Below are 23109 nucleotides of genomic sequence, written 5' to 3'. Positions count from 1 at the left end.
AGGGCCGGTTTGTCGCGCCGTAATCCACCGTGCCGCATCCCCGCCCGGCGCGCGAGACAACGCCCGCCGGGCGGGGACACGGCAACTCGGTCCGCCGGTCCGCTCAGCGCGCCACGCTGAGCGACAGCGCGAAGCGGTCCTCGGAGTCGGTCCACCAGTGGGTCAACTCCAGCCCCGCCTTCTCCAGTTCGGCGCCGACGCCCTCCCGGCGGAACTTCGCCGACACCTCGGTGCGCAGCTCCTCACCGGCAGCGAAGTCCACGACCATGCCGAGTGCCGGGATCTTCACCGTCTGCGCGGTACGCGAGCGCAGCCGCATCTCGATCCACTCCCGCTCCGGGTCCCAGCGGGCCACATGGTCGAAGGCGTCCGGGTCGAAGTCGGCGCCCAGCTCGCGGTCGACCACGTTGAGCACGTTCTTGTTGAACGCGGCCGTCACCCCGGACGCGTCGTCGTACGCCCGGACCAGCACCGCCTCGTCCTTCACCAGGTCGGTGCCGAGCAGCAGCCCGTCGCCCGGTGCCAGCAGGGCGCGGACGGTGGTCAGGAAGTCGGACCGCTCGGCGGGCAGCAGGTTGCCGAGCGTGCCGCCGAGGAAGGCGACCAGCCGGGGACCGGGCGTCTCGGGCAGCGTCATCGGCGCGGTGAAGTCCGCGATCAGCGCGTGCACCGCGAGACCGGGCCGCTCCTCGGTGAGCGCCTGCCCCGCCTGCACCAGCGCGCTCTCGCTGACGTCGACCGGGACGTACGCCTCCAGCGAGGTCAGCGCGTCGATGAGATGGCGGGTCTTGGTGGAGGAGCCCGACCCCAGCTCGATCAGGGTGCGCGCGCCGCTGGCCGCGGCGATCTCGCCCGAGCGGGTCTGGAGGATCTCCCGCTCGGCGCGGGTCGGGTAGTACTCGGGCAGCTCGGTGATCCGCTCGAACAGCTCGCTGCCGCGGGCGTCGTAGAACCACTTGGGCGGGAGGGTCTTGGGGTCGGCGGAGAGGCCGTCGAGGACGTCGGCGCGCAGTGCGGCGTCGGTCGCGTCCTCCGGGAGGGTGCGGGTGACGTGCAGGCTCACGTACAGGGCTCCTTCGGTGGCATGGACACAAGGTCCTCGACGGGGTCGAGCCGCACCTCGGTACGGCTCGCGGTGACCACGGTGCGGTCGGGGACCTCCCGCCACAGCGGATCGTCGTCGTACGGCTCCGAGGCGACGGTCACGGCACGGCCCGGTTCCGCGCGGTACCAGAGGCTGTCGCCCCAGGCGGTCGCGGTGACGGTCCCGCCGTCGGTCAGCAGGAGGTTGAGACGGGAGGCGGGGGCCGCCTCGGCCAGTTGGCGGACCGTTCCGGCGAGGGCGTGCTCCGGCGCCTCGCCCGACCGCAGCCGGTGCAGGACCAAGGCCCAGACGAACGCCGAGTCGGTGCGCGCCTGGAGCGACAGCACGTCGACCGGGGGCAACAGGGAGACCAGCGGGGCGGCCGAGTCGGGCCAGCCCGCGACAGCGCCGTTGTGGCTGAACAGCCAGCGCCCGGAGGCGAACGGCGCCGCCGCGGCCTCCGCGTCCGCCCCCGTCAGGGTGGCGTCCCGCACGGCCGCCAGCACCGCGCCCGAGCGCACCACCCGGGCCAGGTCCAGCAGCGACTGGTCCGCCCAGATCGGTCCGGAGCGGCGGTAGCGGGCCGGGACCGGGTCGCCGTCCGCGTACCAGCCGACCCCGAAGCCGTCGGCGTTCACCGTGCCGTTGCGCTGCCGCCGGGGTGCCCAGGACTGCCGGTACAGGCTGTGCGGCGGGTCCAGCAGCAGGCGCTTGAGGGGCTGTTCGGGGCCGAGATAGGCCAGGTGGCGGCACATCAGGCGGACTCCGAGCGGGCGGTGCGGAACCCGGCGAAGATCTGCCGCCGGATCGGATAGTCCCAGTTGCGGAACGTCCCTCGGCAGGCCACCGCGTCCACGGCGAACGAACCGCCGCGCATGATCTTGTACTCGGGCCCGAAGAACACCTCCGAGTACTCCCGGTACGGGAACGCGGCGAACCCCGGATACGGTGCGAGGTCGCTCGACGTCCACTCCCACACGTCCCCGATCAACTGGCGCACCCCGAGCGGGGATTGACCGGCCGGATAGCTGCCGACGGGGGCGGGGGAGAGGTGCCGCTGGCCCAGGTTGGCGTGTTCCGGGCCCGGTTCGGCGTCGCCCCACGGGTAGCGGGTGGAGCGGCCGGTGACCGGGTCGTGCCGGGCCGCCTTCTCCCACTCCGCCTCGGTGGGCAGCCTGCGCCCGGCCCAGCGGGCGTACGCGTCCGCCTCGTACCAGCACACGTGCAGCACCGGCTCCTCGGGCGGCACCACCTCCGTGACCCCGAAGCGGCGCCGCAGCCACTGGTCCCCGTCCCGGCGCCAGTACAGCGGTGCCTTCAGGGAGTTGGCCCGGACGTGTGCCCAGCCCTCCGGGGTCCACCAGCGCTCGGTGTCGTAGCCGCCGTCCGCGATGAACGCCTGGTAGGCCCCGTTCGACACCGGCACCGTGTCGATCCAGTACGGCGCCACCTCCCGCACGTGCGCCGGGCGTTCGTTGTCCAGCGCCCAGGGCTCGGTGGAGGTGCCCATGGTGAACGGGCCGCCGGGGACCCGGACTTCGGCCGGACCGGGGTACGGCGGCACGGGCTCGTGGGCGGGCGCGGTCAGCGCGGCCGGGCCGGTGCGGAGCTGATGGGTGATCAGCATCGTCTCGTCGTGCTGCTGTTCATGCTGGGCGATCATCCCGAAGGCGAAACCGGCCTCGGTCAGCCGGGTGCCGCCCTCGAAGTCCGCGCCCTCCAGCAGGTCCAGCGCCCGCCCGCGCACCTCGGCCGCGTACTTCCGCGCCTCCTCGGGCGGCAGCAGCGGCAGCGAGGGGCGTGCGGAGCGCGGATGCTCGAAGGCGTCGTACAGCCCGTCGATCTCGGGCCGCATCGCCTCCCGGCCGCCGACGTTGCGCAGCAGCCACAGCTCCTCCTGGTTGCCGATGTGCGCGAGGTCCCAGACCAGGGGCGACATCAGCGGGGAGTGCTGGGCGGTGAGATCCGGGTCCTCGACACAGCTGGTCAGCAGTGTGGTGCGGGCGCGGGCGGTGACCAGCGAGGCGAGCAGCCGCTCGCGCAGCGTCTCGGTGCCGGCCGTCGCCGTGCCGTTCTCCTGGGCGGTCATGCGCGGATGTCCTTCCTCGCTCGGGCGCGCGGGTCCGTGGCGCCGGGACCCGCCAGCAGATCGTCGGCCGGGCAGCGGCCCCGCAGGACGTAACGGCCCAGATACCCCGCCACCGCGTCCGACACCTCGGGCGTGGCACCGAGCCGGGGCAGCGCCGCCAGCGCCGCCGTGAAGCAGGCGATCGCGGCCTCCCGCAGTCCCGGGTCGGCGAGCCCGAGCCGGGCGGCGTCCGACCACAGCGGGTTGTGCGGGGCGGGCCGGTCCAGCGCGCGTTCCGTCAGCGGCTTCACCGCGCGGTGCGCGGCCTCGGTGGCCTCCGGGTCGTCGAAGAGGGCCGCCGTCACCGCGAGCGGCACGATCCAGCCGTCGTCACCGGGCTGCGCGTCGATCATCCGCAGCTCCAGATGGCCGCGCGGCCGAACTGGCGGGAACAGCGTGGTCAGGTGGTAGTCGAGATCCGCGCGGGTGGGCGGGCGCGGCGCCCGCGCCCGGGTCCACTCGCGGAAGGTCAGCCCCTCCGGCACGTCCCAGGGGCCCTCGTCGCGGCGGACGCACATCACCGGGGAGTCCAGCACGTGCCGGGCCCAGTCGGCCCGTGGTTCGCCATCGGTCGGGGGAGCCCCGGCCCGGCCGGGACCGATCTCCATCCAGTGCAGCTGCCGGGTGGAGCGCCAGCCGGTGGGCCGCCGTCCGGTCAGCGGGGAGTTGGCGAACGCGGCCACCAGGACCGCGCCCAGCTGGTGCGCCAGCCACCAGCGCCGCTCGTACCCCAGCGGGCCCGGCTCCTCGTACCCGGCGTCCACGCAGACCTGCACGGAGGCCGACGCGCACATCATGTGCCGTCCGGCCCGGCCGGTGCGGTCCAGGCACGCCTCCATGGCGTCGTAGCGGGGTTCGTGGAGGAAGCGGCGGGGTTCTTGCCAGGGATCGTGGCCCACGCCGAGGAGGGCGAGGCCGTGCCCGGCGAGGACCTTGCGCACCGCGGTCAGGTCGGCGGAGACGGAGTTCACGCATTCCGTCAGGGAGGCGGCGGGCAGTGAGCTGAGCTCCAACTGGCCGCCGGGCTCGACCGTGAGCGGTGAGTCCAGAGGGACGGTGCGGACGGCCGCGTGGGCCGCTTCGAGCCGTTCGGGCGGTACGGGGAGCCAGGGCCGCTCCGGGTCACGGACCAGCCACTCCACCTCCACCCCGAGGGTGCGGGGCGGACCGGTCTTGAAGCAGATGCCGCGGACCAGGGCGTCCACCTCGGCCTCGGTCACGACGCTTCGGTGCCGGGCGCAGTCGTGTTTCGTGCAGTGGTGCTCCGTACAGTCACCGTTCTGGGTGTCAGACATGTCGGGACTCTCCTGGTATGCCAGCGTGCCGACGGAGCCCGGCTCGGGGTGTGCCGGGCAGAGACGCGTACCACCCAAGACCCTCGCACCGCATCGCACAAGAGCGCCCCATGGGACGTCCGGGATCGTTCATCTCCGTCTCCTCGCGCGTTTCCTCCCGTACCGGTCGACCGGTTCCGGGCGCCTTCGCGGCACCCCACCAGCATTACCCCGGCGGCGCGTGCGGGCACGGCGGGGAGAGCGGCCGGTGAGGACGGTTCGGGCAGCTCAGGAGGGCTCGCGGGGTGCGGGCGGGTCTGCTCCGACCGGGTGAGTCCGTCGCGGGCACGGTCGCGGGCACGAGGAAGGCCCGCCCCGGGTCGGGACGGGCCTTCCTCGGGGCGGTCAGGTCCAGCCGTAGCGCTCGTAGAGCCGCTGCCGGACCAGGTTGAAGCGCATCCGGTCCAGCGCGCACGCCTCCCGGCGCATGCCGTCGTCGTGCAGCCGCAGCACCCGCTCCACGGACACCCAGGAGTCGCGGCCGGTGCGGTCCCAGGGGCCCTGGCCTATCGCCACCCACTCCCGCTCGCCGTCGTGCTCCTTGCTGGACAGCTGGACGGCGAGGAAGGTGCCGGTGGCCTCCCTGGCGACGACCAGCACCGGGCGGTCCTTGCCCCGGCCGTCGTTCTCCTCGAACGGCACCCAGGTCCAGACGATCTCCCCCGGATCGGGGTCGCCGTCACGCTCGGGCGTGTACTCGGTGGCGACCGGGCCGACCTGGCGCGGGTCGGCCTCGGTGGTGGCGTGGGGGCCGAAGCGGCCGGGAACGTTCTCTTCGCTGTACGTGCTCACGCCGTGCACCCTAGTGGCCGGGCAACGACCCTTAGGCAGCCGGGGTTTCGTCCGTCCCGTCGGCGAGCAGCCTTCGCAGCCAGCCCAGTTGGGCCGCGCGGGCCGCCCGCGAGATGGCCGCCTGGGGCGCGAAGGCGTCGAAGCCGTGGAACCCGCCCGGCCAGACGTGGAGTTCGGCCCCTCCGCCGCACTCCCAGATCCGGGACGCGTACGCCACCACCTCGTCCCGGAACGTCTCCGCCGAGCCGACGTCGAGGAAGGCCGGGGGCAGCCCGGACAGATCCGTGGCGCGGGCCGGGGCGGCGTACGGGGAGACGTCCGGCCCGCCCCGGCGCTCGCCGAGCAGGGCGTTCCAGCCGGTCTCGTTGGCCGTGCGGTCCCAGACGCCGGTCCCGGCCATCTGGTGGCCGGAGGGGGTGTCGTTGCGGTCGTCCAGCATCGGGTACCGCAGCAGTTGGCCGAGCACGGGCGGACCTTGGCGGTCCCGCAGCAGCAGGGCCACGGCGGCGGCGAGACCGCCGCCCGCGCTGGCGCCCGCGAGGACGATCCGCTCCGGGTCGCCGCCCAGCTCCTTCGCGTGCTCCGCCGTCCACAGCAGCCCGGCGTACACGTCGTCGACCGGCGCCGGATGCGGATGCTCGGGGGCGAGCCGGTACTCCACGGAGACGACCACCGCGCCGCCCAGGTCCAGGGCGAGGGACAGGGCGGCGTCCACGCCCGCGCGGTTGGTGCCGAGGATCATGCCGCCGCCGTGCACGTAGTAGATCACCGGCAGCCGGGCGCCGGACGGGGCGTCGACGGGGCGGCAGATGTACAGCGAGACGTCCGGCGCGCCGGGCGGGCCCGGTACCTCGCGGTCCTCGACCTCGAAGGCGCCGTCCAGGGTGAGGTCCAGCGAGCCGAACACCTCCATGGCCGCCTCCTCCCGGGCCGCCTCGATCCCGTCCGGGGTCAGGCCCGGTTCCATCACGTCCTTGAGCGGTTCCAGAGCGGCGGCGAGTTCCGGGTCGAACGGAGGCGGGTCCATGGTCATGATCGTGCCTCTTCCCTCGCTCGCGTGCGATTCACTTCTTCAGCATCGGTGGCCGAGGGACGCGGCGCAGCTCTCCGGCGCGTCCTTGTGCTGCGCTTGACTTCGAGAGCACTCCAATTCGTAGCGTTCCGGTCATGAGCACTCCTGCACAGCACAAGATCGGTTCGGGTTTCGGCGCCGACAGCACCGCCGACGAGGTCCTGCGGGGCATCGACCTCTCCGGCAGGCTCGCGATCGTCACCGGCGGCTACTCGGGCCTCGGCCTGGAGACCACCCGCGCGCTGGCCAAGGCCGGTGCCCATGTCGTCGTCCCGGCCCGCCGTCCCGAGGTGGCCCGACAGGAGCTGGCGGGGATCGACGGTGTCGAGGTGGACGAGCTGGACCTCGGCGACCTGGACAGCGTGCGCGGCTTCGCCGAGCGGTTCCTCGCGTCCGGGCGGACCATCGACTTCCTCATCGACAACGCCGGGATCATGGCCTGCCCGGAGACCCGCGTCGGGCCCGGCTGGGAGACCCAGTTCGCCACCAACCACCTCGGCCACTACGCCCTCGCCAACCGCCTCTGGCCCGCGCTCGCCTCCGGTGACGGCGCCCGCGTCGTCTCGGTGTCCTCGCGCGGCCACCACCTCTCCCCGGTCCGCTGGGACGACGTCCAGTGGACCGAGGGGTACGACAAGTGGCAGGCGTACGGTCAGGCCAAGACGGCCAACGCGCTGTTCGCCCTGCAGCTCGACACCCTGGGCCGGGACTCCGGCGTCCGGGCCTTCTCGCTGCACCCCGGCGGCATCATGACCCCGCTCCAGCGGCACCTGCCCAAGGAGGAGATGGTCGAGCGCGGCTGGATCGACGAGCAGGGCAATCCGCTGAACCCGGCGGGCTTCAAGACCCCGGAGCAGGGCGCCGCCACCCAGGTCTGGGCCGCCACCTCGCCCCAGCTCGACGGCCTGGGCGGCCTGTACCTGGAGGACTGCGACATCGCCGAGCCCGCCCCCGAGGACGGCACCTGGGGCGGCGTCAAGGACTGGGCGACCGATCCGGAGCAGGCGGCCCGGCTGTGGACGCTGTCGGCGGAGCTGACGGGCGTGGACGCCTTCGCGAAGTAGGTTCCGCGCACGCGCCGAGGGCCGGGGTCCAGTGGACTCCGGCCCTCGGGCGTGTACGGGAGAGGTCAGGCGGCGACGACGTCGCCGACGGTGCCGTGCAGGCGGGTGACGACCTCGGTCAGCTGGGCGGCGACCTCGGTGTCGTCGGACGGGTGGGTCTCGGCGAAGCGGGTCAGCGAGCCGGGGATGGAGAGCTTGATCTCCTCGATCACCTTGCCGCCCGCGATGCCCACGGCCTTGCGGGTGTCGTCCTGCGCCCACACGCCGCCGTACTGGCCGAAGGCGGTGCCGATGACGGCGGCGGGCTTGCCGCCGAAGGCGCCGGCGCCGTACGGGCGGGACAGCCAGTCGATGGCGTTCTTGAGCACGGCCGGCATCGTGCCGTTGTACTCGGGGGAGAACAGGAGGAACGCGTCGGCGGCCTGGGCGGCGGCGCGCAGCTCGGCGGCGGCGGCCGGGACCTGGCCCTCGACGTCGATGTCCTCGTTGTAGAACGGAACGTCGGCCAGACCCTCGAAGATCACGACCTCGGCGCCCTCGGGGGCGAGCTTGGCGGCCGCCTCGGCGAGCTGACGGTTGTGCGAACCGGCGCGGAGGCTGCCGACGAGCGCGAGGATGCGAACGGACATGGAGTACTCCAAAGGGTGGTGAAACACGCTGGAAACGATCCGGACCGGGGTCCGTTTAATTTTCTACCACCTTAACCGGACCGGGGTCCAGTTTTGTTCCCGATGCTTTACGCTGTCTTCATGTCCAGCGCTCTGCCGCCCTGCCCACAGCCTCAGGAGCCCGTCGACACACCCCTTCTGCTGGAGGTCGGCACCGGCCCCCAGGACCCGTGCCTGCGCGCCGACGCCGCCCGCAACCGCGCCCGGCTGCTGGAGGCCGCGACCCGGCTGATCGCCGAGCACGGGGTGGCCGGGGTGACCATGGAGGCCGTCGCCACCGCGGCCCAGGTCGGCAAGGGCACCGTCTTCCGTCGCTTCGGCGACCGCACCGGACTCCTCACCGCCCTGCTGGACCACTCCTCCGCCCGGCTCCAGGCCGACTTCCTCGCGGGCCCACCCCCGCTCGGCCCCGGCGCACCCCCGCGCGAACGGCTGCACGCCTTCGGGGTCGCCGTGCTCCACCTGTGCGCCGACCAGCTCGACCTGCAACTGGCCGCGCTGCCCGAGCCCACCCGGCGCCATCTGCACCCCTCCACCCAGGCCATGCGCGCCCACCTGCTGGTCCTGCTGCGCCAGCTGCTGCCCGGCGAGGACTGCGAGCTGCTCGCCCCGGTGCTGCTGGCCTACCTGGACCCGGCCCTCATCCACCATCTGACCCGCCAGCTCGGCATGCCGATGGCGCGGGTGGAGGCGGGCTGGTGCGATCTGGTCGACCGGATCACCGCTGCCCGGCCCACGGCTGATGCCCCCCGAACATCGCCGCCAGCCGCTCCGGCGCGTCCGGCCGGAACAGCATCCCGCCCATGAGCTTCGAGTCGGCGGCCGCGTGCTCGGCGCGCGGGAACATCCGCTCCTCGTAGGCGGCGAGCGCGGCCTCGGTGTCGCCGGGGTGGGCGAGCAGGGCGCGGGCCAGGTCGGCGCCGTCGATCAGCGCCAGGTTGGCGCCCTCGCCCGCGAACGGGGACATCAGGTGGGCCGCGTCGCCGAGCAGGGTGACGCCCGGCGTGCGCGGCCAGCGGTGGCCGACCGGGAGGGCGTGGATACGCCGGGGCACCAGCGGACCGTCCGCGTCCGCCACCAGGGCGCGCAGGCTCTCCGTCCAGCCGTCGAACTCCTTGAGCACCGCGTCCGCCGCACCCTCGGGGTCGGTGAAGTCGATGCCGTCCAGCCACTCCTCCGGCGACTCGACGGCCGCGTACACATGCAGGCTGCCGTCCGGTTCGCGGTGGGCGAGGAAGCCGCGGCCCGCGCCGAGCGCGAACAGCATGCCGCCGCCCACCACTTCGGCGCTGACCGGGTGCCGGGTGTCGGCGGAGTGGAGGTCCGCCTCGACGAAGGACATGCCGGTGTAGGCGGGGATCGCGTCCGACAGCAGGGGCCGTACCCGTGACCAGGCGCCGTCCGCGCCGATGAGCAGGTCCGTGGTGAAGGCGGTGCCGTCCGCGAGCGTCACCTCGTGCCGCCCGTCGCCCAGCGCGCGCGCCCCGGTCACCTTCGCGCCCCAGCGGATCAGGCCCTCGGGCAGCGACTCCAGCAGCAGCGCCCGCAGTTCGCCCCGGTCGATCTCGGGGCGGCCGCCGCTGCCGTCGTCCGCGTGCGACCAGTGGACCTCGGCATGCCGGTCGAGGACGCGGGTGGCCTGGCCGCCCTCGTGGACCCGTGCGAGGAACGTGTCGTGCAGTCCGGCCGCGCGCAGCGCCTCCTGCCCGGTGTCGTCGTGGATGTCGAGCATCCCGCCCTGTGTGCGCGCCTCGGCCGACGGGTCGAGGTCGAACACCGCCGCCTCGACGCCGTTCGTGTGCAGCACCCGCGCGAGCGTGAGCCCGCCGAGTCCGGCGCCGACGACGGCTATCGGGTGGTGGGGGAGCGGGGTGGTGGTGGTTTCGGTCATGGCGGTCTCCTGGTGGCTCATTCGGGTACGGCGGTCCGCTCGATGCCGTTGATCAGGGTCTGGAAGGCCCACGACAGCCGGTTCTCGGGGGTGCCCGAGAGCAGCACCTGGGCGCTGCCCGCGATGTGCGGGTGGGTCCGCTCGGACACCTCGCGCAGGACGCCGACCAGGTTCCGCCAGTCGTCCGCGGGCTCCTCACCGGCGTGCTCGGCGGCGGTCGCGGTGGCGTGCTGGAGCAGCAGGTCGACGCCCCAGGCTGCGCGGTCGCGGGGCACCCCGCCCTCGGCGAGCAGCCCGAGCAGGGTCTCGATCAGGTTCAGGTAGTGCGGTCCGCTCGGCCGCGCGGTGAGCGCGGAGCGCGCCAGCTCGGGGTGGGCCAGCAGCATCGCCGTGACGGACGTGAGCACCCGCTCCAGGCGCTGCCGCCAGGTGCCCTCGGCGGGGACGGGCGGGAGGGTGCCGAGGAGTTCGTCCAGGACGGCCGCGTGCAGCTCGTCGGTGTTGCGGACGTAGACGTAGAGCGAGGCGGGTCCGGTGTCGAGTTCCTGGGCCAGCCGTCGCATGGTGACCTTGCGCAGCCCCTCGGCGCGCAGGATCGCCACCGCGGCGGCCACGATGCCCTCCCGGGTGAGGGCGGGCTTGGCGGGTCGCTCCCGACGGGAACCGGGGGGTGGGGTCATGGCTGGACAGTAACGAACATGTTCGCTCCGAACAAGTTCGTGGCGAACATGTTCGTAAAATGGTGGGTGAATCCGCAGGTCGCCCGACCCGCTTTAGTCCAGTCCTGTACGGCCTCGCCCCGCCCGAACCCGCCCCCGCCGCCTCTGCCAGGATGCGCCCTGTCATGGTGCAGATACCGAACACGCCCACGAGCGCCGACGTCGCCCGCCTGGCCGGAGTCTCGCGCGCGACCGTGTCCTACGTCCTCAACGACACCGACGCCGTACGGATCAGCGAGCCCACCCGCCGCCGCGTCCACGCGGCCGCCCGCGAACTCGGGTACGTGCCCCACGCGGCCGCCCGCACCCTGCGCGCCGGACACAGCCGCATGGTCCTGATGCCCGCCCCGGCCGTCCCGGCGGGCCCCCTCCACCACCGCTTCCTCGGCGAACTCCAGGCCGCGCTCGGTCGGTTGGACTACACCGTCGTCCAGCACGGCGCCGTCGGCCAGGGCGACGAAGCCGTCCGCGCCTGGGCCGAGTTACGCCCCGTCGCCGTCCTGGTCCCCGGCTCCGGGCTCGGCCCGCGCGGCGTGGCGGTGCTCAAGCGGGCCGGGGCCCGCGCCGTGGTGACCCTCGGACCCGCGCGCGTCGAGGGCGCGCACGCCCTGCTGATGGACCACACCGTCATCGGCCACCGCGCCGCCACCCACCTGTACGCCCGGGGCCGCCGCCGGATCGGCGTGATCCTCCCCGAGGAACCCGGCCTGGAACTCTTCTCCCGCCCCCGCCTCGCGGGCGTCCGCGCCGCCCTCACGGGAACCGCCGCCACCGTGACCGGGCTGCCCCTCGCGTACACGGAACGGGCGGCCGGTGAACTGGCCGCCCGTCTGCCCGAGTTGGGCCTCGACGCCATGTTCGCCCACAACGACGAGTACGCGATGCTCCTGATGCGCGCCCTCCAGGACGCGGGGCTGCGCGTACCGGAGGACGTGGCCGTGGTCGGCGCCGACGACCTGATGCTCGGCCGGTTGTTACGGCCCCGGCTGAGCACCGTCCGCATCCATCTGCCCTCCGGCCGCGACCTCGCCGAACTGGTCGACCACGCCGTACGCCACCCCGGTGCCGAGCCCGAGGTCCGCACCGTACTGGACGCCACCCTGGTGCACCGGGCGTCCAGCTAGCTCATTCGCCCGGCTGCTGTCCCTGGCCCTGGGCCTCCTGGGCCGCGATGTCCTTGCGGACCTCGTCCATGTTGAGGTTGCGGGCCTGGTCGATGACGTCCGTGAGCGCGGCCTCGGGCAGCGCGCCCGGCTGCGCGAAGATCGCCACCTGGTCGCGGACGATCATCAGTGTCGGGATCGACTGGATGCCGAACGCCTGCGCCAGCTCCGGCTGGGCCTCGGTGTCGACCTTGGCGAACACCAGGTCGGGGTTCTCCTCGGCGGCCTTCGCGTACACGGGGGCGAACTGCTTGCAGGGTCCGCACCAGTCCGCCCAGAAGTCGATGAGGACGAACTCGTTGTCCGCCACCGTCTGGTCGAAGTTCTCCTTGGTCAGCTCCACGGTGCCGCTCATGGTGTGATCCCTCTTCCTGGTGTGGAGGTAGTGCCACCGGCGGAAACATGCCCGCCAGGGCGCCTATTCCGGGCGTTCCCGCCCCCGTCTTCCCTGATTCGGTCCCCTACAGCTTCCCCTCAAGGAAACCTTTCGGCATTCCCGCGCCGCCGGATCATGTGGCCCCAGGGACGCCCACCCACCACACTGGCCGCATGACGGAAACGGAAACCATCGCGTACGACGTCGTGGTGCTCGGGGCCGGGCCCGTGGGGGAGAACGCCGCCGACCGCGCCCACGCGGCCGGGCTCAGCACCGCGATCGTGGAGAGCGAGCTGGTGGGCGGCGAATGCTCGTACTGGGCCTGCATGCCCAGCAAGGCGCTGCTCAGGCCGGTCATCGCCCAGGCCGACGCCCGCCGCCTCCCCGGCCTCGCCCCCGCGAACCAAGGGCCGCTCGACGCCGGGGCGGTGCTCGCCCGACGGAACGACTTCGCCTCGCACTGGAAGGACGACGGCCAGGTCCAGTGGCTGGACGGCGCCGGGATCGCTCTGTACCGGGGCCACGGCCGCCTCGCCGGACCCCGCACGGTCACGGTCACCGCCGAGGACGGCACGGTCACCACGCTCACCGCCCGGCAGGCGGTCGTCGTCGCCACCGGCACCCGCGCCCAGCTCCCCGACCTGCCCGGGCTCGCCGAGGTGCGGCCCTGGACCAGCCGGGAGGCGACCAGCGCGCAGACGGTGCCCGGCAGGCTGATCGTGGTCGGCGGCGGTGTCGTCGCCACCGAGATGGCCACCGCCTGGCAGGCGCTCGGCTCGCAGGTCACCCTGCTGGTCCGGGGCAAGGGCCTGCTCAGCCGCATGGAGCCGTTCGCGGGTGAACTGGTCGCGCAGTCGCTCACCGAGGCGGGCGTGGACGTGCGCACCGGCATCTCCGTCGAGTCCGTCACCCGCGAGAACGGCACCGTCGTGGCCGTCACCGGCGACGGGGAGCGCATCGAGGCCGACGAGATCCTGTTCGCCACCGGCCGCGCCCCGGGGACCGACGACATCGGCCTCGACACCGTCGGCCTCGAACCCGGCTCCTGGCTGGAAGTGGACGACACCCTCCAGGTCCCCGGCACCGACTGGCTGTACGCGGTCGGCGACGTCAACCACCGGGCGCTCCTCACCCACCAGGGCAAGTACCAGGCCCGGATCGCGGGCGCCGTCATCGCCGCCCGCGCTTCCGGCAGCCCGCTGGACGAGGCTCCCTGGGGTGCCCACGCGGCCACCGCCGACCATTACGCCGTACCCCAGGTCGTCTTCACCGACCCCGAGGCCGCCGCCGTGGGGCTCTCCCTCGCGGAGGCCGAGCAGGCCGGGCACCGGGTGCGCGCGGTCGACGTCGACTTCGGCTCCGTCGCGGGGGCGAGCCTGTACGGGGACGGCTACCGGGGGCGTGCCCGCATGGTGGTCGACCTGGACGAGGAGATCCTGCGCGGGGTCACCTTCGTCGGGCCGGGCGTGGGGGAACTGGTCCAGTCGGCGACCGTCGCCGTCGCCGGGCAGGTGCCGCTGGACCGGCTGTGGCACGTGGTGCCGCCGTTCCCGACGCTCAGCGAGGTATGGCTGCGGCTGCTGGAGGCTTACCGGGACAACTGACGTCCCGTTCAGGGGAGTTGGAAGCCCAGTGCCTCGGCGGCCGCCTCCGGTGACGGCTGCGCCCAGCGGGCCGTCACCGCCTCGTTGGTCGACAGCGAGCGGAGTTCGGCGCGGTCGAGGTACAGGGTGCCGTCCAGGTGGTCCGTCTCGTGCTGCACGATCCGGGCGGGCCACCCGGCGACCACCTCGTCCAGTTCCCGCCCGGTCTCGTCCTGTCCGCGCAGCCGTACCCGCGCGTGCCGGGTCACCACGGCCTGCCAGCCGGGCACGCTCAGACAGCCCTCGTAGAAGGAGGCACCCTCCGTGCCCTCCGCCTCGTAAGCGGGATTGACCAGCACCCGGAACGGCTGCGGCACCCGGCCCCGGACCACCGCGATCTCCTCCGGCACCGGGGCCGGGTCCTCGATCACCGCGATCCGCAGTCCCACCCCGACCTGCGGGGCGGCGAGCCCCACACCGGGGGCCGCGTGCATGGTGTCGCGCAGGGCCTGTACGAAGCGGGCCAGCAGTCCGGGCGCGAGCTGGCCGTCGTACGGCTCGGCCGGGCGGCGCAGCACCGGGTGTCCGGCCGCGACGATGGGCAACGGGCCGCCCGCCGCGAGGAGTTCGGCCACCCGCTCGGCCAGGGGAGCGTGATCACTGACAGGTGTCATCGCGCCAGGATGCCACGCCCGCCTGCGTAGAAGAGGTGCGCGCCGCACCAACGGCCGGTGCGAAACCGGCCGTTCATACGACGCGCCCGAACGTGCTCAGTCCTGCGGGAAGTCGCCCGCGAGGGCGGCGGCGAGCCGCAGATGCGGCGCGGCCTCCTCGCCGCGGGACTGGCGCTCCAGCGTGCGGCCCAGCATCAGCCGGGCGTACTGCTCCACCGGGTCCCGCTCCACGATGATCCGCAGCTCGGCCTCGGCGCGGGCCAGCTGTGCGGAGTGGTAGTAGGCGCGGGCCAGCAGCAGCCGGGGCGCGGTCTGCTCCGGGACCTCCTCGACCAGCCCGGTCAGCACGCGCGCGGCGCTCGCGTACTCCTTGGCGTCGAAGAACATCCCCGCCCGCTCCCAGCGCTCGGCGGCGGTGCCGTGGTCGTAGTACTTCGTGTCCACCTGAGACCTCCTTCGGCGGGTACAGCGTCCCAGGGTTGTTGAATATTCCACCAAAGCTGGGGGTGTCGCCGGAGGCCCCCGCGGAGGCAAGATCGTCGGTGTCCCGCCCGTCCACCGGACCCGGAAGGAACGAACGACATCATGCGCGTCATCGTGGCCCACTGCCCGCCGAAGGTGATCGGATGACCGGCGCCGAGGCACCCGTACTGGTGCACACCATCGGCCGGGCCGCCCACCTCACGCTGAACCGGCCCCGGGCCCTCAACGCCCTGAACCACACCATGGTCGGGCTCATCGACGAAGCGCTCACCGAGTGGGAGCGGGACCCGACCGTGCGGACCGTCGTCGTCACCGGGGCGGGGGAGCGTGGCCTGTGCGCGGGCGGCGACATCCGCGCCGTCCACGACGACGCCCGCGACGGCGACGGCACCGCCTCGGCGGAGTTCTGGCGGGACGAGTACCGGCTGAACGCCCGGATCGCCCGCTACCCCAAGCCGTACGTGGCCGTCATGGACGGGATCGTGATGGGCGGGGGCGTCGGCATCTCGGCGCACGGCAGCGTCCGGGTCGTCACCGAGCGGTCCCGGATCGCCATGCCCGAGACCGGTATCGGGTTCGTGCCCGACGTCGGTGGCACCTACCTGCTCAGCCGCGCCCCCGGCGAACTGGGCACCCACCTGGCGCTGACCGGCGCGCAGATCGGCGCGGGCGACGCGCTGCTGTGCGGGCTCGCCGACCATTACGTACCGTCCGCCGCGCTTCCCGACCTGGTGGCCGACCTCGACGCGCTCGAAGTGGAGGAGGTGCTCGCCCGCCACGGCCGACCGGCGCCGGAGGGCGAACTGGCGGCCCAGCGGGAGTGGATCGACTCCTGCTACGCCGCCGACACGGTCGAGGAGATCATCGCCCGCCTCCTGGACCACGGCTCCCCCGAGGCGAAGGCGGCCGCCGACACCCTGCTGACCAGGTCCCCCACCGCCCTGAAGATCACCCTGGCCGCCCTCCGCCGCGCCCGCGGACTCGACTCCCTGGAAGCCGTCCTCGACCAGGAGTACCGCGTCTCCTGCGCGGCCCTGACCACCCCCGACCTGGTCGAGGGCGTCCGGGCCCAGATCATCGACAAGGACCGCTCACCGCGCTGGTCACCCGCCACCCTGGCGGAGGTCACCGACGTGGAGCGGTTCTTCGCGCCACTGGGTGAGCGGGAACTCGGACTGGGGGACGCCCCTCACTCCAGGTGAGGGAACGCGGGCCGGGGCCCTTCACTCCGGGTGAGCCACCGCCTTCTTCTGGAGTTCCACCGCCATCAGCAGGCCGAGGCTCGGCTCGGCCTTGCGCAGGGCCCGCAGGGCGGCCATCGAGGCGAGGTCGCCGGTGAAGCCGGTGTCGGCCAGCCGGGCGCGGACCCAGCGGGCGCACAGCGCGTCCTCGGAAGCGGCGGCGGTGGACTCGACCAGCGCCACGGCCCGCTCCAGCCCCGCCCGTTCCTCCGGCTGAGCGTCCGCCAGCGCTTGGCGCACCGCCGCCAGAATCGCGTCCGAGTCCTTGAGCGGCAGCACGAAGGCCCGGCCCCTGCTGAGTCCCACGAGTCCTGTCATACGAGCGATCCTGGCGGTCATGTTCCGGTGCTGCCAAGGGACTTGAGGAGAGCCTGAGGCTGGAGCCCCGGGCAGGCTCAGCTCGTGTGGATCGACTCCACGCGGAAGAGGCGGGGCTGGACGTGGGTGGCGATGGTGGCCGCCTTGTCCATGTGCACCCTCGCCTCGGGGTCGGCCAGCATCGCCCGGTACTGCTCCTCGGTCTCCCACTGGGCGTAGTTGACGACGCTCTCGCCGTCCAGGGAGGCGTGGAAGTTGGCGCAGATGAAGCCGGGCTGGTGCTTCATCGTCTCCTCGGTGGCGCGGGCGAGGAGGTCGAGCAGCTCGATCTGGCGGTCCGGGGCCACGGTGAACACGTTGATGAGCGTGGCCACCGGGCGCGTGGTGTCGATGTGTGCGGTGAGGGTCATGCCGGAAGGCTCCCCGGTACGGCACGCTCGGCTCGCTTCCGGCCCACCGGATTCGCCCGTTCTCCGTACACTGACCCGCATGGCATGCCGCATCAGTGAGCTGGTCATCGACGCCGCCGACGCCGAGCGGCTCGCCGCGTTCTGGAGCGACGTGCTCGGCTACGTGGAACTCGGCCGCGAGGCGGACGGCAGCATCGAGATCGGGCCGCCCGGCACCGGTTTCGGCGGCCCGCAGCCGACCCTCGTCCTCAGCCCCACCACCGACCCCCGCCCCGCCAAGCTCCGCCTCCACATCGACGTCAGCCCCACCGACCGCGACCAGCCCGCCGAACTCGACCGCCTCCTCGCCCTCGGCGCCCGCCCGGTCGACATCGGCCAGACCGGCGAGGAGAACTGGCACGTCCTGGCCGACCCGGAGGGCAACGAGTTCTGCCTCCTGCGCAGGCGCCTGGACCCCGTATAGCCGCGGCCGCCGCTCCCCGTGCACCGGGAGCGGCGGCCGGGCGTCCCGGAAGGCTACTGCTTCTGCTCCACGCGGCCCCCCTCGGCCGACTCCGGCTCCCCCGGGTTGTGCCGCTCGCGGGACAGCCCGCTAGGCCACCACACCGCCGGGCCGATGTCGCGGACCAGGGCCGGGACCAGGAGGGAGCGGACGACGAGGGTGTCGAGGAGGACGCCGAACGCGACGATGAAGGCGATCTGGACGAGGAACGCCAGCGGGATCACGATCAGCGCGGCGAAGGTCGCCGCGAGGACGACGCCCGCCGAGGTGATGACGCCACCCGTGGCGATCAGGCCGCGCAGGATGCCCTCCCGGGTGCCGTGCCGCACCGTCTCCTCGCGGACGCGGGACATCAGGAAGATGTTGTAGTCCACCCCGAGCGCGACCAGGAACACGAAGCCGTACAGCGGTACCGACGCGTCCGTGCCGGAGAAGCCGAAGCCGTGCCGGAAGACCAGGCCCGCGATGCCCAGCGTGGCCAGGTAGTTGAGCGCCACCGTCGCCACCAGCAGCACCGGCAGCAGCAGGGAGCGCAGCAGGGCGATGAGGATCACCAGGATGATCAGCAGGACCACGGGCACGATCAGGTCGCGGTCGTGCTCGGCGGTGCGCTGGGTGTCGTACTGCTGGGCGCTGTAGCCGCCCACCAGCGAGCCGGGGTCGATCGTGTGCAGCCGGTCGCGCAGCCGCTGCACGGTCTCCTTGGCGGCGTCGCTGTCGGGCGCGTCGGTCAGGGTGGCGTCGACCCGTACCCGGCCGTCCACCACCCGGGGAGCACCGCCCGGCGCGCCGGTCGCGCTCAGCGCGGCGGCCGAGGCCACGCCGGGAGTCCGGTCTGCCGCCGCGATCACCTCCGCGCCCTTGGCCGCGTCCGCGATGACGACCACGGGCTGCCCGGAGCCGCCGGGGAAGTGCTTGCCCAGCGTCTGCTGCGCGGAGACGGACGGGGCGTCGTTGACGAACAGTTCGTCCAGCGGGACACCCTTGGACTTGAGCGCCGGGAAGAACGCCGCGCCCACGACCAGCACGACACAGGTCGCCAGCCACACCTTCCGGGGGCTGCTGTCGACCCGGTGCGCCACCCGGCGCCACACTCCGTGGCCGCCCGTGGCGACATCGGCCGGGCGGGGCTTGGCGGGCCAGAACGCGGCATGGCCGAGCAGGGCGAGCACGGCGGGCAGGAAGGTGAGCGTCGACAGCACCGCGCACCCGATGCCGATCGCGCCCACCGGACCCAGCGCGCGATTGTTCGTCAGGTCGCTGAGCAGCAGAGCGAGCAGTCCGAGCGCCACGGTGGCGGCACTGGCGGTGATCGCGCCGAACGAGCCGCGCAGCGCGCCCCACGCCGCCTCCGCCCGCTGGGCGCCCCGCGCCAGTTCCTCGCGGAAACGGGCGGTGAGCAGCAGGGCGTAGTCGGTGGCCGCGCCGATCACCAGGATCGACAGGATGCCCTGCACCTGGCCGTCCACCCGTACGACACCGTGGTCGGCGAGGACGTAGACGATCGCGCAGGCGATGCCGAGTGCGAACACCGAACTGAGGATGACCACGAACGGCAGCAGCACACTGCGGTACACCAGCAGCAGGATGACCAGCACCGCCGCCAGCGCCACGCCCAGCAGGATGCCGTCGATGCCGCCGAAGGCTTGGGTGAGGTCGGCCTGTGTGGCGGCGGGCCCGGCGACCTGGGCGCGCGTACCGTCGACGCCCGCCGCCGCCCGCTCGACCCGGTCCACCACGTCGGTGACCCGCTTGCCCAGCTCGGGACTGAGCGGGACGACACCCTCCAGCGCGGCCCCGTCCTTGGAGGGGAGCGCGGGGGACGGGCGGCCCACGACACCGTCGGTGCCGGTGAGCGAGGCCAGGGCCCGGGTCGCCGCCTCGCGCTGGGCCGGGGTGATCCGGCCGCCGTCCTTCCCGGTCCAGACCACCACGGCGGGCAGGGTCTCCTGCCGCTCGAACGTCTTCTGGAGGGCGACGGCCTTCGTCGACTCGGCGCTGCGGGGCAGGAACGCGGTCTGGTCGTTGGTCGACACCTCGCCGAGCTTGCCCGCGTAGGAGCCGAAGGCTCCGCCCAGACCGAGCCAGACGAGCACGAGGACGAGAGGGACCAGCCAGCGGACCGGTCGGCGTACGGAGTTCATTCGCTCCCCAGGAGGAGTGGGCGGATGCCGAGGAAAAGTAACTCAATCACAAAGTATCTCAACGATCGAGGTACTTGGAGATCATATCCTTGCGGGTATGCAGCCCGAACGCCCGGAGGAGCGTCCTCCCAGCGACCTCCAGGGGTACGCCGTCCTCCTGCGGACCCTGAACAGCGAGATCAACCGCATCGCCCACGCGTTTGCCCAGGCGCACGGTCTCCACGCCACGGACATCCACGCGCTCGCCGCGATCATGGACGCATCGGCCCTGGACGGCGAGCCCATGACCCCGTCCCGCCTGCGCGAACGACTCGACCTCACCTCGGGCGCCGTCACGGCCTGCCTGGACCGCCTGGAGCGCGCCGGTCATATAAACCGCGCCCGCGACAGCGCCGACCGCAGAGTGGTGCACCTGCACTACAACCCCGGCGCGCGCGCCCTGGCCCGCGACTACTTCAGCCCCCTCGCCCGCGGCACGGAGGCGGCCCGGCGCCGCTTCACCCCCGAACAGCTCGACACCGTCGCCGAGTTCCTCCAGACCCTCAACCACGAACTCGCCGCGGAACGCTGAGGGTTCGAGGGCGGCGGACCGGGTCAGGTCAGGAAGATCCGATCCAGTTGGTGGTCCAGGATCGCGGCGGCCGACTCCGGGGTGCGCTGGCCGACCAGGATGCTGGTGCCGAGTCCCGCGGACAGGGCGAGCAGCCCGGCGGCTTCCAAGCGCGCGTCCACGCCGGGCTGAAGGAGATCGTCCGCCTCCGCCTCTTCCAGGAGAGCTGTCAAGGTGGCCTCGGCCGCGTCGGGGTCTCCGATGAACGGCTGGGCGGCGAGCACCTCGTCGGTGATGGAGAGAACGGCGTACGAGGTGAGGACGAGGTGAAAGACGCGGCTCTCCTCGTCGGACGGCAGCGCCGCCCCGAGTACGGCCTCGACCCTCGCGCGCGGTCCCGGATGCCTACCGGCCGACTCGAGCCGGGCGGCGACCCGCTCCCCGAACCTCGTCGTCAGCTGCTCCAGCCCGTACAGCAGCAGCTTCTCCTTGGTCTCGAAGTAGTACTGCACCAGCCGCAGTGAGACACCCGCCTCCGCCGCCACGTCCCGCATGCCCACGGCATGCAGCCCGCGCCGCGCCGCCACTCGCAGGAGCGCCTCCGCGATCTCGGTGCGCCGTTCCGTGTGATCCACACGCTTGGGCATCGACCGCTCCTCCTGTCGTCGCGTCCGCCGGGCGGGTCCGCCCACCGGCCTTTATGGTACGGCCGTACCAATGATGGTACGTTCGTATCACGAAAGATCGAACCCCGGAGGCAGGCATGTCCCAGACCGCGACCCGCGCCCAGGCCGACGTCGGCCGCTATGTGAGCGACACCCTGCGCGACCGCTACTTCGCGGCCTGCGACGCGGTCTACGCGCTGGGAGCGCCCGCTCACGAGGAGACGGACGTGGAGACGTCCTTCGGCACCACGCACGTCTACCGGTACGGCCCCACCGATCCGGCCGCCACGTCACGCACCCCCGTTGTCCTGGTGCACGGAGCGGGTGCCTGCTCCGCCATGTGGTACCCGAACACCCCGGCGCTCAGCGCCGACCGGCCGGTCTACGCGATCGACACCCCGGGCGATCCCGGCCGCAGCCTCCAGCGCGCACCGCTTCACCAGCCCGAACACGCCGCACAGTGGCTGGACGAGACGCTCGCCGGACTGGGGCTCGACCGCGTGCATCTGGTCGGCTCCTCCTATGGCGGCTGGCTCGCCCTGAACCAGGCGCACCGCGCGCCCGACCGCCTCGCCTCGGTCACGCTCCTCGACCCCGGCGGTCTGGAGAAGGTGGGGCTGCGCTTCTTCGTGTGGATCTTCGCCAGCCTGTTCGCGACGTTCGCGCCCAAGGCGCTGCGCCCGCGACTCGCGGCGTGGCTGGAGCAGCCGGTCCTCGTCGTGCCGGAGCTGCGCACGATGGTGCGGCTGGGCGGTCGCGCTTTCCGTATACGCCGTCCCGCCCCACTCCCGCTGTCCGAGGGTGACCTGTCCACCATCCGCACCCCGCTCTACCTGGCGCTCGGCCAGCGGAGCCTCCTCGTGCATCCGCGACGGCAGGTCGAGCGCGTCCCGCGCCTGATCCCGAGCGCCCGCGCCGAAGTCATCTCCAACACCGGACACGGGCCCCAGATCGACCACGCGGACGAGATCAACCGACGCATGCTGAGCTTCATGGCCTCCCACGACTGACGTCGGCTCAGCGAGGTCCCTGTAGGGTGACCGCGCGGAAGGAGTGTGAGCGGTGCGGGAGCGGGTCACCATGGCGGACGTCGCCCGTGCGGCCGGAGTCTCCTCCGCCACGGTGTCGTACGTCCTGTCGGGCAAACGCGCCGTCGCCCCCGAGACCCGTACGGCCGTCGAATCGGCCATCGCCGAGCTGGGGTTCGTCGTCAACACGGCCGCGCGCAGCCTGCGTACGGGGCGGTCCAGCCTGGTCGCGCTGATCGTGCCGGACATCGCCAACCCGTTCTTCGCCCAGCTCGCCGCCACCCTCCAGGAGGAACTGCGCGGACTCGGGCTGCATGTCGTCGTCTGCGACACCCGCGCCCGCCGCGAGGAGGAGCGGGCCCTGCTGGCCGAGGCGGTGCAGCAGCGGTTCGCCGGGGTGGTCATCACCCCGTTCCGGCTGCTGCCGAAGGACCTGGGGGTGCTGGCCGACGCGGGCATACCCGCCGTGGTCAGCGCGGACGTGCCCTTCGGCGCGGTCGACCAGGTGGCCCCCGACGCGCGGGCCGCGACCCGGCAGGCGCTGGAGCTGGTGACCGCCGCGCGGCGCCGCCGCATAGCGATGATCGCGGGCCCCCGGGACGCCACCGGCGGCGACCCCCGGCTGGAGCTGCTCCGGGCGCTCGCCCGCCAGTTCGGCACCGCCCTGCCGCGCGAACTCGTGGTGCGCGGCGAGCACACCCGGGAGGCCGGGGCCGAGGGCTTCGCCGAGCTGATGGACCGCCGCTACCGGCCCGACGCGGTGTTCTGCGCCAACGACGTGATCGCGGTCGGCGCCCTGGACAAGGCCCGTGAGCTGGACATCGACATCCCCGGCGAGGTCGCGCTCGTCGGCCACGACGACGCCTCCTTCGCCTCCCTGGTCCGCCCTCGGCTGACCACGATCCGCTACTCCGCCGAGGAGGTCGGCCGGGCCGCCGCCCGGCTGCTCCGCGAGCGGCTGGACGGCCGCACCGCCCACCGCACGGTGCGGGTCAGGGCGGAGTTCGTCGCCCGCGCCTCGGTCTGATTCTCCCCCCTCCGACCCGGCCGGTCGCAGGGTGGCGCGTAATCGATTCCGCCCGACGGCGGCAGTTGCCCGCGGATACAGGGAACTTGCAGGTCAGTGGACGTTTTCCAAAGAAATCCCGTGCTCACGGACTGATCTCGATGTCGCCCAATTCCCGCAAGCCTGTTGACTTTTGTGGATTCCTGTTGTGAAG

25 protein-coding genes are annotated in these 23109 nt (G+C 73.0%); 9 read left to right on the top strand and 16 right to left on the bottom strand.

All coding sequences use genetic code 11. The annotated features are described in order from the left end of the window. Positions 1-103: 103 nt before the first annotated feature. From egtD to ACI2LY_RS02980, 6 genes are all read right to left on the bottom strand, one after another. A complete protein-coding gene (gene egtD, locus ACI2LY_RS03005; RefSeq protein WP_404705559.1) occupies positions 104-1063 on the bottom strand; it encodes an L-histidine N(alpha)-methyltransferase in 960 nt (319 codons plus the stop codon). Beyond that, complete coding sequence (gene egtC / locus ACI2LY_RS03000; RefSeq protein ID WP_404705558.1) at positions 1060-1839, bottom strand: ergothioneine biosynthesis protein EgtC; 780 nt, start codon at positions 1837-1839, stop codon at positions 1060-1062. The genes egtD and egtC overlap by 4 nt, the downstream gene beginning before the upstream one ends. Then, a complete protein-coding gene (gene egtB, locus ACI2LY_RS02995) occupies positions 1839-3173 on the bottom strand; it encodes an ergothioneine biosynthesis protein EgtB (RefSeq protein ID WP_404705557.1) in 1335 nt (444 codons plus the stop codon). Before egtB ends, egtC begins: the two co-directional genes overlap by 1 nt. Beyond that, on the bottom strand, positions 3170-4507 hold the full coding sequence (gene egtA / locus ACI2LY_RS02990; protein ID WP_404705556.1) for an ergothioneine biosynthesis glutamate--cysteine ligase EgtA: 1338 nt from the start codon (positions 4505-4507) through the stop codon (positions 3170-3172). The genes egtB and egtA overlap by 4 nt, the downstream gene beginning before the upstream one ends. A gap of 384 nt (positions 4508-4891) precedes the next feature. After that, a complete protein-coding gene (locus ACI2LY_RS02985) occupies positions 4892-5338 on the bottom strand; it encodes a type II toxin-antitoxin system PemK/MazF family toxin (protein WP_350906899.1) in 447 nt (148 codons plus the stop codon). Between the two features lie 31 nt (positions 5339-5369). Continuing rightward, a complete protein-coding gene (locus ACI2LY_RS02980) occupies positions 5370-6371 on the bottom strand; it encodes an alpha/beta hydrolase (RefSeq protein ID WP_404705555.1) in 1002 nt (333 codons plus the stop codon). A gap of 134 nt (positions 6372-6505) precedes the next feature. Between ACI2LY_RS02980 and ACI2LY_RS02975 the strand changes: the two genes are divergently transcribed. Continuing rightward, on the top strand, positions 6506-7474 hold the full coding sequence (locus ACI2LY_RS02975) for an SDR family NAD(P)-dependent oxidoreductase (protein WP_404705554.1): 969 nt from the start codon (positions 6506-6508) through the stop codon (positions 7472-7474). 65 nt (positions 7475-7539) lie between these two features. Here ACI2LY_RS02975 and ACI2LY_RS02970 read toward each other — a convergent pair whose 3' ends face one another. Continuing rightward, on the bottom strand, positions 7540-8103 hold the full coding sequence (locus ACI2LY_RS02970) for an NAD(P)H-dependent oxidoreductase (RefSeq protein ID WP_389005579.1): 564 nt from the start codon (positions 8101-8103) through the stop codon (positions 7540-7542). A gap of 102 nt (positions 8104-8205) precedes the next feature. Between ACI2LY_RS02970 and ACI2LY_RS02965 the strand changes: the two genes are divergently transcribed. Next, the gene (locus tag ACI2LY_RS02965; RefSeq protein WP_404705553.1) at positions 8206-8949 is read left to right on the top strand and encodes a TetR/AcrR family transcriptional regulator; all 744 of its coding nucleotides are present in this window, start codon (positions 8206-8208) and stop codon (positions 8947-8949) included. Here the strand turns inward: ACI2LY_RS02965 and ACI2LY_RS02960 are convergent. Together ACI2LY_RS02960 and ACI2LY_RS02955 are read right to left on the bottom strand one after the other, a co-directional pair. After that, positions 8861-10033: an FAD-dependent oxidoreductase gene (locus ACI2LY_RS02960; protein ID WP_404705552.1), complete on the bottom strand. Its 1173-nt coding sequence runs from the start codon at positions 10031-10033 to the stop codon at positions 8861-8863. The genes ACI2LY_RS02965 and ACI2LY_RS02960 overlap by 89 nt on opposite strands. Positions 10034-10050: 17 nt before the next feature. Then, the gene (locus ACI2LY_RS02955; protein ID WP_404705551.1) at positions 10051-10713 is read right to left on the bottom strand and encodes a TetR/AcrR family transcriptional regulator; all 663 of its coding nucleotides are present in this window, start codon (positions 10711-10713) and stop codon (positions 10051-10053) included. Positions 10714-10877: 164 nt separating this feature from the next. Here ACI2LY_RS02955 and ACI2LY_RS02950 point away from each other — a divergent pair, with 164 nt between their 5' ends. Continuing rightward, the gene (locus ACI2LY_RS02950; protein WP_404705550.1) at positions 10878-11876 is read left to right on the top strand and encodes a LacI family DNA-binding transcriptional regulator; all 999 of its coding nucleotides are present in this window, start codon (positions 10878-10880) and stop codon (positions 11874-11876) included. 1 nt (position 11877) lies between these two features. On the opposite strand, the gene trxA is transcribed toward ACI2LY_RS02950, so the two are convergent. Next, on the bottom strand, positions 11878-12270 hold the full coding sequence (trxA, locus tag ACI2LY_RS02945; protein WP_389005569.1) for a thioredoxin: 393 nt from the start codon (positions 12268-12270) through the stop codon (positions 11878-11880). Positions 12271-12464: 194 nt separating this feature from the next. Between trxA and ACI2LY_RS02940 the strand changes: the two genes are divergently transcribed. Then, on the top strand, positions 12465-13895 hold the full coding sequence (locus tag ACI2LY_RS02940; RefSeq protein ID WP_404705549.1) for a dihydrolipoyl dehydrogenase family protein: 1431 nt from the start codon (positions 12465-12467) through the stop codon (positions 13893-13895). A gap of 8 nt (positions 13896-13903) precedes the next feature. On the opposite strand, the gene ACI2LY_RS02935 is transcribed toward ACI2LY_RS02940, so the two are convergent. Further along, complete coding sequence (locus tag ACI2LY_RS02935; protein ID WP_404705548.1) at positions 13904-14548, bottom strand: peptide deformylase; 645 nt, start codon at positions 14546-14548, stop codon at positions 13904-13906. 96 nt (positions 14549-14644) lie between these two features. Then, positions 14645-14992, bottom strand: coding sequence for a tetratricopeptide repeat protein (locus tag ACI2LY_RS02930; protein ID WP_404705547.1), 348 nt, complete (start codon positions 14990-14992; stop codon positions 14645-14647). 182 nt (positions 14993-15174) lie between these two features. Between ACI2LY_RS02930 and ACI2LY_RS02925 the strand changes: the two genes are divergently transcribed. Beyond that, the gene (locus ACI2LY_RS02925) at positions 15175-16233 is read left to right on the top strand and encodes an enoyl-CoA hydratase/isomerase family protein (protein ID WP_404705546.1); all 1059 of its coding nucleotides are present in this window, start codon (positions 15175-15177) and stop codon (positions 16231-16233) included. 21 nt (positions 16234-16254) lie between these two features. On the opposite strand, the gene ACI2LY_RS02920 is transcribed toward ACI2LY_RS02925, so the two are convergent. After that, a complete protein-coding gene (locus ACI2LY_RS02920; protein ID WP_404705545.1) occupies positions 16255-16590 on the bottom strand; it encodes a hypothetical protein in 336 nt (111 codons plus the stop codon). Positions 16591-16667: 77 nt separating this feature from the next. Next, entirely contained in the window at positions 16668-17000 is a 333-nt protein-coding gene (locus tag ACI2LY_RS02915) for an antibiotic biosynthesis monooxygenase family protein (protein ID WP_404705544.1), read from the bottom strand. 79 nt (positions 17001-17079) lie between these two features. Between ACI2LY_RS02915 and ACI2LY_RS02910 the strand changes: the two genes are divergently transcribed. Beyond that, positions 17080-17463, top strand: a complete 384-nt coding sequence (locus ACI2LY_RS02910) for a VOC family protein (RefSeq protein WP_404705543.1) — start codon at positions 17080-17082, stop codon at positions 17461-17463. 53 nt (positions 17464-17516) lie between these two features. Here ACI2LY_RS02910 and ACI2LY_RS02905 read toward each other — a convergent pair whose 3' ends face one another. Continuing rightward, positions 17517-19646, bottom strand: a complete 2130-nt coding sequence (locus ACI2LY_RS02905; RefSeq protein WP_404705542.1) for an MMPL family transporter — start codon at positions 19644-19646, stop codon at positions 17517-17519. Positions 19647-19743: 97 nt separating this feature from the next. On the opposite strand from ACI2LY_RS02905, the gene ACI2LY_RS02900 reads away from it, so the two are divergent. Continuing rightward, positions 19744-20217 carry a MarR family winged helix-turn-helix transcriptional regulator gene (locus tag ACI2LY_RS02900; protein ID WP_389005552.1) on the top strand — a complete coding sequence of 158 codons (474 nt, stop codon included), beginning with the start codon at positions 19744-19746 and terminating at the stop codon, positions 20215-20217. Between the two features lie 23 nt (positions 20218-20240). Here ACI2LY_RS02900 and ACI2LY_RS02895 read toward each other — a convergent pair whose 3' ends face one another. Next, on the bottom strand, positions 20241-20843 hold the full coding sequence (locus ACI2LY_RS02895) for a TetR/AcrR family transcriptional regulator (RefSeq protein ID WP_404705541.1): 603 nt from the start codon (positions 20841-20843) through the stop codon (positions 20241-20243). A gap of 116 nt (positions 20844-20959) precedes the next feature. Between ACI2LY_RS02895 and ACI2LY_RS02890 the strand changes: the two genes are divergently transcribed. Together ACI2LY_RS02890 and ACI2LY_RS02885 are read left to right on the top strand one after the other, a co-directional pair. After that, positions 20960-21871 (top strand): alpha/beta fold hydrolase, encoded by a 912-nt coding sequence (locus tag ACI2LY_RS02890; protein ID WP_404705540.1) that lies wholly within the window; start codon positions 20960-20962, stop codon positions 21869-21871. Between the two features lie 52 nt (positions 21872-21923). Then, positions 21924-22916 carry a LacI family DNA-binding transcriptional regulator gene (locus ACI2LY_RS02885; RefSeq protein ID WP_404705539.1) on the top strand — a complete coding sequence of 331 codons (993 nt, stop codon included), beginning with the start codon at positions 21924-21926 and terminating at the stop codon, positions 22914-22916. The last annotated feature ends 193 nt before the right edge of the window (positions 22917-23109 follow it).

The organism is Streptomyces sp. NPDC002176 (assembly GCF_044903645.1).
Lineage (GTDB): Bacteria > Actinomycetota > Actinomycetes > Streptomycetales > Streptomycetaceae > Streptomyces.
The sequence above is the reverse complement of the archived record's forward strand: the minus strand, read 5'-3'. Positions and strand labels throughout refer to the sequence as shown.